Annotated in this window: 14 protein-coding genes and 1 pseudogene; 14 read left to right on the plus strand and 1 reads right to left on the minus strand. The window is 70.2% G+C overall.

Annotated elements, in window-relative coordinates:
* The first annotated feature begins 27 nt into the window (after nt 1-27).
* The 6 genes and pseudogenes from priA (at nt 28) to NVV99_RS14450 (ending at nt 3,447) form a co-directional block, all read left to right on the plus strand.
* Nucleotides 28-762: a bifunctional 1-(5-phosphoribosyl)-5-((5-phosphoribosylamino)methylideneamino)imidazole-4-carboxamide isomerase/phosphoribosylanthranilate isomerase PriA gene (priA, locus tag NVV99_RS14425; RefSeq protein WP_006554069.1), complete on the plus strand. Its 735-nt coding sequence runs from the start codon at nt 28-30 to the stop codon at nt 760-762.
* 3 nt (nt 763-765) lie between these two features.
* Nucleotides 766-1,608, plus strand: a complete 843-nt coding sequence (locus tag NVV99_RS14430; protein WP_024101214.1) for an inositol monophosphatase — start codon at nt 766-768, stop codon at nt 1,606-1,608.
* Nucleotides 1,605-2,378, plus strand: a complete 774-nt coding sequence (gene hisF, locus NVV99_RS14435; RefSeq protein WP_024101213.1) for an imidazole glycerol phosphate synthase subunit HisF — start codon at nt 1,605-1,607, stop codon at nt 2,376-2,378. Before NVV99_RS14430 ends, hisF begins: the two co-directional genes overlap by 4 nt.
* Complete coding sequence (gene hisI / locus NVV99_RS14440; protein WP_024101212.1) at nt 2,375-2,737, plus strand: phosphoribosyl-AMP cyclohydrolase; 363 nt, start codon at nt 2,375-2,377, stop codon at nt 2,735-2,737. The genes hisF and hisI overlap by 4 nt, the downstream gene beginning before the upstream one ends.
* 21 nt (nt 2,738-2,758) lie before the next feature.
* Nucleotides 2,759-3,211, plus strand: a pseudogene (locus tag NVV99_RS14445) (cutinase family protein); the annotation flags it as partial.
* Between the two features lie 56 nt (nt 3,212-3,267).
* Nucleotides 3,268-3,447, plus strand: a complete 180-nt coding sequence (locus NVV99_RS14450) for a 4-oxalocrotonate tautomerase family protein (protein WP_016935788.1) — start codon at nt 3,268-3,270, stop codon at nt 3,445-3,447.
* Nucleotides 3,448-3,714: 267 nt separating this feature from the next.
* Here the strand turns inward: NVV99_RS14450 and NVV99_RS14455 are convergent, their stop codons facing one another.
* On the minus strand, nt 3,715-4,200 hold the full coding sequence (locus NVV99_RS14455) for a MarR family winged helix-turn-helix transcriptional regulator (protein ID WP_024101210.1): 486 nt from the start codon (nt 4,198-4,200) through the stop codon (nt 3,715-3,717).
* Nucleotides 4,201-4,310: 110 nt separating this feature from the next.
* Here NVV99_RS14455 and NVV99_RS14460 point away from each other — a divergent pair, with 110 nt between their 5' ends.
* The 8 genes from NVV99_RS14460 (at nt 4,311) to NVV99_RS14495 (ending at nt 12,446) form a co-directional block, all read left to right on the plus strand.
* Nucleotides 4,311-5,099 (plus strand): dioxygenase, encoded by a 789-nt coding sequence (locus tag NVV99_RS14460; RefSeq protein ID WP_024101209.1) that lies wholly within the window; start codon nt 4,311-4,313, stop codon nt 5,097-5,099.
* A gap of 44 nt (nt 5,100-5,143) precedes the next feature.
* Nucleotides 5,144-6,727 carry an anthranilate synthase component I gene (locus tag NVV99_RS14465; RefSeq protein WP_024101208.1) on the plus strand — a complete coding sequence of 528 codons (1,584 nt, stop codon included), beginning with the start codon at nt 5,144-5,146 and terminating at the stop codon, nt 6,725-6,727.
* Nucleotides 6,724-7,389 carry a TIGR02234 family membrane protein gene (locus tag NVV99_RS14470; RefSeq protein WP_006554062.1) on the plus strand — a complete coding sequence of 222 codons (666 nt, stop codon included), beginning with the start codon at nt 6,724-6,726 and terminating at the stop codon, nt 7,387-7,389. Before NVV99_RS14465 ends, NVV99_RS14470 begins: the two co-directional genes overlap by 4 nt.
* Nucleotides 7,390-7,480: 91 nt before the next feature.
* Entirely contained in the window at nt 7,481-8,290 is an 810-nt protein-coding gene (gene trpC / locus NVV99_RS14475) for an indole-3-glycerol phosphate synthase TrpC (protein ID WP_016696041.1), read from the plus strand.
* 112 nt (nt 8,291-8,402) lie between these two features.
* Nucleotides 8,403-9,665: a tryptophan synthase subunit beta gene (trpB, locus tag NVV99_RS14480; protein WP_006554060.1), complete on the plus strand. Its 1,263-nt coding sequence runs from the start codon at nt 8,403-8,405 to the stop codon at nt 9,663-9,665.
* Nucleotides 9,662-10,465: a tryptophan synthase subunit alpha gene (gene trpA / locus NVV99_RS14485; RefSeq protein WP_006554059.1), complete on the plus strand. Its 804-nt coding sequence runs from the start codon at nt 9,662-9,664 to the stop codon at nt 10,463-10,465. The genes trpB and trpA overlap by 4 nt, the downstream gene beginning before the upstream one ends.
* Nucleotides 10,462-11,499 (plus strand): prolipoprotein diacylglyceryl transferase, encoded by a 1,038-nt coding sequence (gene lgt / locus NVV99_RS14490; protein ID WP_024101206.1) that lies wholly within the window; start codon nt 10,462-10,464, stop codon nt 11,497-11,499. Before trpA ends, lgt begins: the two co-directional genes overlap by 4 nt.
* Nucleotides 11,496-12,446, plus strand: coding sequence for a TM2 domain-containing protein (locus tag NVV99_RS14495; RefSeq protein WP_024101205.1), 951 nt, complete (start codon nt 11,496-11,498; stop codon nt 12,444-12,446). The genes lgt and NVV99_RS14495 overlap by 4 nt, the downstream gene beginning before the upstream one ends.
* The last annotated feature ends 70 nt before the right edge of the window (nt 12,447-12,516 follow it).

Raw genomic sequence — 12,516 nt, forward strand, 5'->3', positions numbered from 1 at the left:
ACAGGTACAGGCACTAATGTGTACGCAGTGAGCCTGGTCCTTTTGCCCGCAGTCGACGTCGTCAACGGTGAAGCAGTTCGCCTCGTTCAGGGAGAGGCGGGCAGCGAGACCGGCTACGGTTCGCCCCGCGACGCCGCCCTCGAATGGCAGAACGCCGGAGCCGAATGGGTGCACATGGTCGACCTCGACGCGGCGTTCGGTCGCGGCGACAACCGCGCCCTCCTCGCCGAGGTCATCGGCGAACTCGACGTGAAGGTCGAGCTGTCGGGCGGCATCCGTGACGACGAGACCCTCGCCGCCGCCCTCGCGACCGGTTGCGCCCGCGTCAACCTCGGCACCGCCGCGATCGAGAATCCCGAGTGGTGCTCGCGCGTCATCGGCGAGTTCGGCGACCGCATCGCCGTGGGCCTCGACGTCAAGCTCCTCGACGGCCAGTGGCGGCTGCGCGGCCGCGGCTGGGTCTCCGACGGCGGCGACCTGTGGGAGGTGCTCGAACGCCTCGAACGCGACGGCTGCTCGCGCTACGTCGTCACCGACGTCACCAAGGACGGCACCCTCTCCGGCCCCAATCTCGACCTGCTCCGCGAGGTGTGCGCGGCCACCGAATCGCCGGTCGTCGCCTCCGGTGGCGTCTCGACCGTCGACGACCTGCGTGCCATCGCGACGCTCGTCGACGAGGGTGTCGAAGGTGCCATCATCGGAAAGGCGCTGTACGCGGGCCGATTCACGCTGACCGAGGCGCTCGACGCCGTCTCGCGCTGACCGATGACCGATCCCGCAGACCTGAACCGGCTGCTCGCCGTCGCGAGCGGTGTACTCGACGAGGTCGCGGAACGGTTCGTCGCCGGGCACGGTGCGCCGCGTTCCGTCGACAAGGGGCCGAACGACTTCGCGACCGACCTCGATCTCGAACTCGAGCGGCGGATCTCCGGTGCCCTCGCCGAGCGCACCGGTATCCCCGTGCACGGTGAGGAGTTCGGCGGCCCGTCCGCGGGGGAGGGCACCGTCTGGTTGCTCGACCCGATCGACGGCACCATCAACTACTCCGCCGGGCTGCCGATGGCCGGGATCCTCCTCGCTCTCGTCGAGGACGGCGAACCGGTCCTCGGCCTCACGTGGCTGCCGCTGACGAATCAGCGCTTCGCGGGAATCGCCGACGGGCCGCTGCTCGTGAACGGCGAGCCCACCGAACCGCTGCAACCGGCGCGGCTCGAGGACGTGATGATCGCGGTCGGCAGTTTCGACATCGACAGTCGCGGTCGGGTGCCCGGCACCCGGCGTCTCGCCGTCATCACCGAGCTGAGCCGGCGCGTCGCCCGGCTGCGGATGCACGGCTCCACCGGTGCCGACCTCGCGTTCACCGCGGGAGGCGCGATCGGCGGTGCCGTCGTGTTCGGCCACCACCCCTGGGACAACGCCGCTGGTGTCGCACTCGTGCGGGCCGCCGGTGGCATCGCCACCGACTTCGCGGGCCGGCCCTGGCGGATCGGGTCCGGATCGGTGGTCGCTGCAGCGCCCGGAGTGCACGGCGAGATACTGAAGATTGTGCAGTCGGCGACGGAACGGTCCGTGGCCGAGCAGTTGGGTTCCGAAGGAGATCGAACATGACGCTGGCCGTGCGGGTCATCCCGTGCCTCGACGTGGACGCGGGGCGGGTGGTCAAGGGTGTCAACTTCGAGAACCTGCGCGATGCGGGTGATCCGGTGGAGCTCGCCGCCCTCTACAACGAACAGGGCGCCGACGAACTGACCTTCCTCGACGTCACCGCGTCGAGCGGTGACCGCGGCACCATGCTCGACGTCGTCACGCGCACCGCCGAGCAGGTGTTCATCCCGCTCACGGTCGGAGGCGGCGTCCGCACCGTCGAGGACGTCGATCGTCTGCTGCGCGCCGGCGCCGACAAGGTTTCGGTGAACACCGCGGCCATCGCCCGGCCCGAGGTGCTGCGCGAGATGTCCGAGCGGTTCGGCTCGCAGTGCATCGTGCTCTCGGTCGACGCGCGCACCGTGCCCGCAGGACAGGAACCCACGCCGAGCGGCTGGGAGGTCACCACGCACGGTGGTCGTCGCGGGACGGGCATCGACGCGGTCGAGTGGGCCCGCCGCGGCGAGGAACTGGGCGTCGGCGAGATCCTGCTCAACTCGATGGACGCCGACGGCACCAAGAACGGTTTCGACCTGAAGATGATCGAGGCCGTGCGCAAGGACGTGCACGTGCCCGTCATCGCCTCCGGTGGTGCCGGCGCCGTCGAGCACTTCGCGCCCGCGGTGCAGGCCGGTGCCGACGCGGTGCTCGCCGCGAGCGTCTTCCACTTCCGGGAGCTGACCATCGGTCAGGTCAAGGACGCGATGCGCGTGGAAGGGATCACGGTCCGATGAGCGGCATCCTGAATCCGGCGATCGCCGCCCGGCTCGAGCGCAACGACGACGGCCTGTTCGCTGCCGTCGTGCAGGAGCGGGCCACCGGCGCCGTGCTGATGATGGCGTGGATGGACGACGAGGCGCTCGCCCGCACCCTCGCGACCCGCAAGGCCACCTACTACTCGCGGTCGCGGCAGCAGTACTGGGTCAAGGGCGAGACGTCCGGGCACACCCAGTACGTGCACGAGGTGCGTCTCGACTGCGACGGCGACACGGTGCTGCTCGTCGTCGACCAGGTCGGCGCCGCCTGCCACACCGGCACGCACACCTGCTTCGACACCGACGTCCTGCTCGAGGCACCGCAGATCGCCGAGTAGCCGGTCGCCGAACTCCACCGGCAGGTCGCGCGGGCGCACACGGAGTGCCCTGAGGCCGCGGTGCGCATCGTCGGTTTCTCGCAGGGCGCCGCTGTGGCCGGTGACGTCCTCGCCGACCTCGCGCACGCCTCCGACCGACCGGCCGATCTCTCCGGTCTGCTCATCGCCGATGCGCGGACGTCCGGGACCGGCGCGGAGGTCGTGGTGCCCGCCGCCCTGCCCGGTATCTCGCCGAGCGGGGCGCGAGCGGGCTTCGGGGACGTTCCGGTGGCCACCCTGTGCGCCGCCGGCGACGCCGTGTGCGACATGGTCGATCCGCTGTCGGATCCCACGGGCGCCGCGGGCCGCATCGAGGGCTATTGCGCTCTGCGCCAGCACTATTCGACGCCGGTGGTCGACGGTGTCCCGTTCGTCGATGCGATGGTTGCGCTCGTCGAGCATCCGCGGACGACGGAGGTCCGGATCGTACCGTGACGGACACGGCGCAGGACCGATCAGCGGGTCGTGCGACGGGCTGCAACAATGCCCGCATGCCTCTCATCCAGATCAGTCAGACGCCGGGCCTGTCCGACGAGCAGAAGGCCGAGGTGATCTCCGCGGTCACCCGCGCGTACGCCGAGGCCTCGGGCAAGAATCCGTCGTCGGTGTGGGTGACGATCACCGAGGTGCCCCGCGAGAACTGGGGCGTGGGCGGAACTCCGCTCGGCTGAACCGACTCGGTCCACCCGAGTCCGTCCTCGCGTACCCGTTTCTTATCCGATGAGACTAGTGTTCTCTGTATTGAGAGTGCTGTCTTCTGACGACGGGGTGAAGGGGCGTGCGGTCGCGACATCGAGCCCCGATGCGGACGAACTCTTCTGTGCCGCAAAGGCCTACATCGGGCAGTACGGCAGCGAGTTGGTGCAGGACTGCATCCGGATCCACGACGGGATCGGCGTGACCTACGAACACGCGCGGGAGGGTCGTCGAGCGGCGGCTCAGGCCTTGCCGATACCGCCGGCGATACCTTCGTCGATCTGCTCGACCAGGGCGGAGCCCAGGCGCGCGAGCGCGCGGACCTGGTTGTCGTCGAGGCCGTCGAACACGAGCCTGCGCACCGCCTTCACGTGGCTCGGTGCCGCTTCGACTACTGTGTCGTAGCCGGCATCGGTGAGCACTGCGTACGAACCGCGACTGCCCGGAACGGGTTCGCGTCGAATCCAGCCGCGCTTCTCGAGGCGCGTGACGACGTGCGAGAGCCGCGACAGCGACGCGTTGGCCTCGGCGGCGAGGGCGTTGAGACGCAGTCGACGCTCGGGGTTCTCGGAGAGCAGTGCGAGGACGAAGTACTCGAAGTGCGTCATGTCGGAGTCGCGTTGCATCTGGGTGTCGAGCGCGGCCGGCAGGCGCGTGACAACGGAGACGAGCGCTCGCCAGGCGTTCTGCTGCGCCGCATCGAGCCACTGCGGGTCCTCGTTGCTCATGCCTGCTCCTCGCTCGTTCGGTTTCGCTGTCGCACCCGGTCGGGGAATGGGAATGGCCGCGCGACGGGTTCTCCTCTATGATACTTGAAGCTTCAACTTGAGGGGATGTCATGACCATCGATTCCGCGACCACGCCCGCCCTGTTCCTCAGTCACGGCGCCCCGCCGCTCGTCGACAGCGAACTGTGGGTCTCGCAGCTGCAGCGTTGGGCGGCCGACCTGCCGCGACCCACAGCGATCCTCGTGGTCTCGGCGCACTGGGAATCCGCTCCGCTGACCATCGGGTCGACGATCACCGGCACCCCGCTCGTGTACGACTTCGGCGGCTTCCCGCGCCGCTTCTACGAGGTGACCTACACCAGCCCCGGCGCGCCCGAACTGGCCCGGCAGGTCGCGGCACTGATGCCCGACGACGAACCGGTGGTGCAGCAGCCGAACCGAGGACTCGACCACGGTGCCTACGTACCGCTGACCGTCATGTACCCGGACGCCGACATCCCGGTGCTGCAGATCTCCCTGCCCACCCTCGACCCGGAACGGCTGTTGCACCTCGGCGCCCGGCTGCGTCCGCTGCGTGAGCAGGGCGTACTCATCATCGGGTCCGGGTTCACCACGCACGGTCTGCCCTTCCTGCGCGACCCGCGGCCCGAGGCCGCCGCGCCGGGCTGGTCGTCGGAGTTCGACCACTGGACCGCCGAGCAACTCGCGCGCGGCGACGTCGACGCTCTGCTGGACTTCCGGCACCGCGCACCGGGCATGCCCTACGCGCATCCGTCGGTCGAGCACTTCGCTCCGCTGTTCGTCACCCTCGGCGCCTCCGATGCCCCCGGCCGCGGCATCGACCAGGTCGTCGACGGCTTCTGGATGGGCCTGGCCAAGCGCTCGTTCCAGGTCGCCTGACGGCGGCTGCAGAGCCGGACGAGGTCCCTGGGATGATGGGGCGCATGTCCGGCGAGCCCACCACCATTCCCGCAGCCACCACCGACTCCTCGGGTGGCGGCCGTTCCGATTCGACGACCACCCGCGAGCAGTTCCGCCAGCTGGCCGCCGAGCACCGCGTGGTCCCGGTGACCCGCAAGGTGCTCGCGGACGCGGAGACCCCGCTGTCGGCCTACCGCAAGCTCGCGGCCGACCGCCCCGGAACCTTCCTGCTCGAGTCGGCGGAGAACGGCCGGTCGTGGTCGCGGTGGTCGTTCATCGGCGCCGGGAGCCCGGCCGCGCTGACCGTCGTCGATGGCGACGCTGCCTGGTACGGCAACGTCCCGGCCGGCGCGCCCACGGGTGGCAACCCCGTCGACGTCCTCGGCGAGACCCTCCAGTTGCTCCACACCGACCGCATCCACGGACTGCCGCCCCTGACCAGCGGCATGGTCGGTTATCTCGGCTACGACGTCGTCCGCCATCTCGAGAAGCTGCCGACGCTCGCCGAGGACGATCTGCAGATCCCCGAAATGGTGATGCTGCTGGCCACCGACCTCGCGGCCGTCGACCACCACGAGGGCATGATCTGGCTCATCGCCAACGCCGTGAACTGGGACGGCTCCGACGAGCGCGTCGACGAAGCCTACGACGACGCCGTCGCCCGCCTCGACCGGATGACCGCGGCCCTCGCCGCGCCCGCACCGGCCACCGTCGCGACCTACTCGCGGCCCGAACCCGACTACCGCCGCCAGCGCACCACCGAGTCGTTCTGCACGGACGTCCGCAAACTGATCGGCGACATCGAGGCCGGTGAGGCCTTCCAGGTGGTGCTCTCGCAGCGCTTCGAGATCGACTGCGACGCAGAGCCGATCGACGTCTACCGGATGCTCCGCGCGTCCAACCCCAGCCCGTACATGTTTCTGCTCCACATCCCCGGCCCGGACGGTGAGACGGCCTTCTCGATCGTCGGATCGAGCCCGGAGGCGCTCGTGACGGTTTCGGACGGGGTGGCCACCACCCATCCCATCGCAGGGACCCGGTGGCGCGGCGCGAACGAGGAGGAGGACATCCTGCTCGAGAAGGACCTCGTCCACGACGAGAAGGAGAACGCCGAGCACCTCATGCTCGTCGATCTCGGCCGCAACGACCTCGGCCGGGTGTGCACGCCGGGCACCGTCGAGGTGCACGACTACCGCCACATCGAGCGGTACAGCCACGTGATGCACCTCGTCTCCACGGTCACCGGGCGACTCGCGGAGGGCAAGCACGCCCTCGACGCTGTCACGGCGTGTTTCCCCGCCGGGACCCTGTCGGGGGCGCCGAAGGTGCGCGCGATGGAACTGATCGAGGAACTCGAACCCACCCGCCGCGGCATCTACGGCGGCATCGTCGGCTATCTCGACTTCGCGGGCGACGCCGACACCGCCATCGCGATCCGCTCCGCGCTCGTCAAGGACGGCGTCGCCTACGTGCAGGCGGGTGCCGGCATCGTCGCCGACTCCGATCCGGAGGCCGAGGACACCGAGGCCCGCAACAAGGCCATGTCCGCCCTCGCCGCAGTGGCCGCCGCGTCCACCCTCACCACCTACGGCGGTGACGCACGGTGACCGCGGAGACGCCGGACGCCGGCCCCACCACCGGACGCCGGCGCCGGCCGACCGTGATCGCCGCCCTGCTGCTCGGGGTCGGTGCGGCCCTGCTCTGGGCGTCGAGCCGAATGACATGGGTCACCGCGGTCTCGTCCGACGGACTCGGGATCGACCGCGTCGACGACCTCGAGGGTGGCCGCTGGGCGGCGGCACTGACCCCGCTCGCTCTCGTGCTGCTCGCGGCGGTCGCCGCCGTCTTCGCGGTGCGCGGACTCGCGCTGCGTCTCGTCTCGCTCGTGGTCGCGGCCGTCGCCGTCGCCGCCGCGATCCCCGCCGTCCGGTTGCTCACCGGCGACGCAGACCCCGAGACCGCGGCCGGTGTCGCCGCGCTGCCCGACCGCGCGACCGTGACCGCCGTCGAGACCTATCCGTTGCCCGCCGTCCTTGCGATCGTCGGCGCCGTCGCGGCCCTCGCCGCGGCGGTGACGCTGTGGCGCACCCCGCGCGAGGCGGCCGGACTGTCGTCGAAGTACGACGCCCCGGCAGCACGTCGCGAGGCGGCCGCCCGGCGCGCCGAGAACGACGAACCCCTGTCCGAACGCGGTCTGTGGGACGCACTGGACGCAGGTGAGGATCCCACCGACGACGGTGGCGAGGGTGATACGGGCACCCGCCGGTGACCGCTGTAAACCACTTCACTACTCTTCTGGACAGATCCGATGAGCTTGATCACATCGGGATTGAGCAGGGTGGGAAAGGACTCGAGCCACGATGACAGTTCTCGATTCGATTCTCGAAGGAGTGCGAGCAGACGTCGCCGCCCGTGAGGCGGCCCTCGATCTCGCGTCCGTCAAGGCTGCCGCCGCAGCCGCGCCCCCACCGATCGACGCCAAGGCCGCGCTGCGCGAACCGGGCATCGCGGTCATCGCCGAAGTGAAGCGTGCCAGCCCCTCGAAGGGTGCTCTCGCCGACATCGCCGATCCTGCCGAGCTCGCAGCAGCGTACGAGTCCGGAGGCGCTCGCGCCATCAGCGTTCTCACCGAGGAACGCCGATTCCACGGCAGCCTCGCCGACCTCGACGCCGTCCGTCGCGCTGTCCGTATTCCCGTACTGCGCAAGGATTTCGTGGTCGGTCCCTACCAGATCCACGAGGCGCGGGCACACGGCGCCGACATCGTGCTCCTCATCGTCGCGGCCCTCGAGCAGACCGTCCTGACGGCGCTGATCGACCGCGTCGAGTCGCTCGGCATGACCGCGCTGGTCGAGGCGCACACCGAGGAGGAGGCCGACCGTGCCCTCGAGGCCGGCGCCACCGTCATCGGCATCAACGCCCGCAACCTCAAGACCCTCGAGGTCGACAAGACGACCTTCTCGCGCATCGCGCCGGGCCTGCCCAGCAACGTGCTCAAGATCGCCGAATCCGGTGTCCGCGGCCCGGCCGATCTGCTCGCGTACGCGGGTGCCGGCGCCGACGCGGTGCTCGTCGGAGAGGGACTGGTGACCAGTGGGGATCCGCGCCAGGCAGTCGCCGAACTGGTGACGGTGGGCACGCATCCGTCGTGCCCCAAGCCCGCACGCTGACCGTCCCGGCCGGTCCGGACCCCCACGTGATCCGCATCGCGTGGTGGGGCAGACTGGACGCGTGACTGCAGACGATTCCGCACTTTCCGCCAAAGGCCGAGGGCTTCCCTCGATGAGCGAAGCCCTCGCCACTCCGACCGCGCACGAACCCGACGTCCGCGGCCATTTCGGAGTCTTCGGTGGCCGCTATGTGCCCGAGGCGCTCATGGCGGTGATCGAGGAGGTCACCGCTGCCTACGAGAAGGAACGCGTCGATCCGGGCTTCCTCGCGGAACTCGACCGCCTGCAGCGCGACTACACCGGCCGCCCGTCCCCGGTCTACGAGGCCACCCGCTTGAGCGAACACGCCGGCGGAGCGCGCATCTTCCTCAAGCGCGAGGATCTCAACCACACCGGCTCGCACAAGATCAACAACGTGCTCGGGCAGGTGCTGCTCGCCAAGCGCATGGGCAAGACCCGCGTGATCGCCGAGACCGGCGCCGGCCAGCACGGCGTCGCCACCGCCACCGCATGCGCGCTGCTCGGTCTCGAATGCCGCGTCTACATGGGCGAGGTCGACACCGAACGGCAGGCCCTCAACGTCGCGCGCATGCGTCTGCTCGGCTCCGAGGTCATCGCCGCCAAGACCGGCTCGCGCACCCTCAAGGACGCGATCAACGAGGCGATGCGCGACTGGGTCACCAACGCCGACAACACCTACTACTGCTTCGGCACCGCCGCCGGCCCGCACCCCTTCCCGGCGATGGTCCGCGACTTCCAGCGCATCATCGGCCTCGAGGCCCGCGCACAGATCCGCGAACTCACCGGTCGCCTGCCCGACGCCGTCGTCGCCTGCGTCGGCGGCGGATCGAACGCGATCGGCATCTTCCACCCGTTCATCGACGACCCGTCCGTCAAGCTCGTCGGCTGCGAGGCCGGGGGAGACGGGGTGGAGACCGGACGGCACGCCGCCACCATCGGCGGCGGCACTCACGGTGCTCTGCACGGCGCGTTCTCGTACCTGTTGCAGAACGAGGACGGCCAGACCATCGAATCGCATTCGATCTCCGCGGGGCTCGACTATCCCGGCGTCGGCCCCGAACACGCTTGGCTCGCCGACACCGGCCGGGCCGAGTACCGCGCCGTCACCGACAGTGAGGCCATGGAGGCCTTCGCGTTGTTGTGCCGCACCGAGGGCATCATCCCCGCTATCGAGTCGGCCCACGCCGTCGCCGGTGCCGTCGAGCTCGGCCCCGAACTCGGCAAGGGCGCCATCGTCCTGGTCAACCTCTCCGGCCGCGGGGACAAGGACGTCGACACCGCCGCCAAGTGGTTCGGTTACCTGCCGACCGACGAGTCCGCCGACCGGACCGGCCCCGAAGGAGCAGCCCAGTGAGCGCCCCGCACGAACGCCTGACCGAGATCTTCGCGACCTGCCGCGCCGAGAACCGCGCCGCACTGGTCGGTTACCTGCCGGTCGGCTATCCCACCGTCGAGCGCTCCGTCGAGGCGATGAAGACGCTCGTCGAGGGCGGCTGCGATCTCATCGAGGTCGGCATCCCGTACAGCGACCCGGTCATGGACGGCACCACCATCCAGAACGCGGCGTTCGAAGCGATCGCCAACGGCGTCCGGGTCCGCGACGTCTTCCCGGCCGTCGAGGCGATCACCGCCGCCGGCGGCGCCGCGGTCGTGATGACCTACTGGAACCTCGTGCTCAAGTACGGTGTCGAGAACTTCGCGCGCGACCTCGCGGCCGCGGGTGGACTCGGCATCATCACCCCCGACCTCGTCCCGGACGAGGCGGAGGAATGGATCGCCGCGGCCGACAAGTACGGACTCGGCAGGATCTTCCTGGTCGCACCGTCGTCGACCAACGAGCGCCTCGCGACCACCCTCGACAAGTGCCGCGGCTTCGTCTACGCCACCTCGACCATGGGTGTCACCGGCGCCCGCGACAGCGTCGACAACCGCGCGCCGGAGATCGTCGCCCGGGTGCGCACGCACTCCGACATCCCGGTCGGTGTCGGTCTCGGTGTGCGCAACGGTGCCCAGGCCGCGGAGATCGCGGGCTACGCCGACGGCGTGATCGTCGGTTCGGCGCTGGTCTCCGCCGTCGCCGAAGGGCCCGACGCGTTGCTCGCACTGACTCGGGATCTCGCGAAGGGCGTTCGCTCCGCTAACGTGCACTCGTGACATCTACTGCGTCCGTTCTGGCCTATCTGCCGAGTCCGCCGCAGGGCGTCTGGTATCTCGGACCGTTCGCCCTCCGCGCCTACGCCCTGTGCATCATCGTCGGGATCGTCGTGGCGATCTGGTGGGGCGACCGCCGCTGGGTCGCGCGCGGCGGACAGGCCGGCACCGTCCTCGACATCGCCGTGTGGGCGGTGCCCTTCGGCCTGATCGGTGGGCGGCTCTACCACGTCGCCACCGACTGGCAGAAGTACTTCGGAGACGGCAACGACCCGGTCGACGCCCTGAAGATCTGGGAGGGTGGCCTCGGCATCTGGGGTGCGGTCGCCTTCGGTGCGCTCGGTGCGTGGATCGGGTGCCGTCGGCGGGGGATCCCGCTGCCGGCCTTCGGGGACGCTCTCGCCCCGGCGATCCTGCTGGCGCAGGCCATCGGACGCCTCGGCAACTGGTTCAACCAGGAACTCTACGGTCGCGAGACCACGGTGGCGTGGGGACTCGAGATCTACGAACGGCGCAACGACGCAGGGCAGGTCGCGCCAGGATTGGTCGACGGCGTGTCCACCGGCGAGGTGGCCTTCGTCGTGCACCCGACCTTCCTCTACGAGCTGCTGTGGAACCTCGCCGTCGTGCTGCTGCTGGTGTTCGTCGACCGGAAGTTCACGATCGGCCACGGACGCCTGTTCGCCCTCTACGTGGCCGGGTACTGCGCGGGCCGGTTCTGGATCGAGCTCATGCGCACCGACGCGGCGACCCAGATCGCGGGTATCCGGATCAACTCGTTCACCTCGGGCATCGTGTTCGTGCTCGCGGTCGCCTACTTCGTCCTCGCCCGCAAGGGCCGCGAGGACCCCGCGTCGCTGAACCCCGCCGCCGCGGGCGCCGGGGGAGAGCCGGCCGCGCAGGGCGAGGGCGGGGCGGGCGCAGACGAGGCCGCGCCCACTTCGGAGTCGGCGGATGCGGAGTCGGACAGCTCGTCGTCCGCCGCCGGTAGAGTCGACGAAGCGACGTCCGGAGACAGCAAAGGGGATCACTCGTGACCAGACAGGACCCGGGAGCTTCGGGAGCATCCGATTCGGAGCCTGCCAAGCCGGAGCCCGACAAGACGGAGCCTGCCCAGCCCGACCTGACGAAGCGGAGCGAGTCCGCCTCCGGCGCCGACACGCCGGAGCGGTCCTCGGAGAGCGAGCACACCCCGCCGCCCGATCTCGGACGCGCGTTCGACTACGACGCCACCGCGCAGGCCTCGTTGTCCGCTCAACCGCCCACACTCGACTCCCTCGGTGGCGCCACCGGCACTCCGGGACCGGGATGGGACACCTACTCGGGTGTCGGCAACGGACCGGGCTGGGGGACCACGCCCAGCTACCCGCCGCCGGCCGAGCACGAGTCCGACTATCCGTCCCCGGGCGACTACCCCTACGGCGAGCATCAGGGCCGGCCCGAGACCGGCACCGGACCGGTCTACGGGACACCCGACCCGCACTACCCGATCGGGTCCCCGCAGCAGGACCCGTCGCAGGGCCGGTACACCGGTCCGCAGGGAACGCAGCAGCCGGGTTACGGTCCGCCTCCGCAGGGCGGGCAGGGTTACGGCCCGCCTCCGCAGGGCGGGCAGGGTTACGGACCGCCTCCGCAGAGCGGACAGGGATACGGTCCGCCGCCCGGCTACGGGGTGATGCCGGCCTACGGCTACCCCGACCCGTCGAACCCGTACGGTCACGACGCCGCAGCGCCCTTCGGACGCGATCCCTACACCGGCGAGCCGTACTCCGACAAGAGCAAGGTCACCGCAGGTGTGCTGGGGATCCTGCTCGGCGCCTTCGGTGCCGGACGCTTCTACCTCGACCAGCCGGGCACGGCGGTCGCGCAGATCGCCGTCACCTGGCTCACCTGCGGTATCGGGGGCATCTGGCCGCTGATCGACGGCATCCTCATGCTCACCGGCAAGGTCCGCGACAAGAACGGACGCCAGCTCCGTCCGTGACATCCCGACGTCTCCGTCCCATCGGCACCCCGGCGACACGCACCGGGGTGCTGGGATGGAGGGTCGCAGG

Origin of the sequence: Rhodococcus sp. PAE-6 (assembly GCF_025290685.1) — a bacterium.
In the GTDB taxonomy this organism is placed as follows: domain Bacteria; phylum Actinomycetota; class Actinomycetes; order Mycobacteriales; family Mycobacteriaceae; genus Rhodococcus; species Rhodococcus pyridinivorans.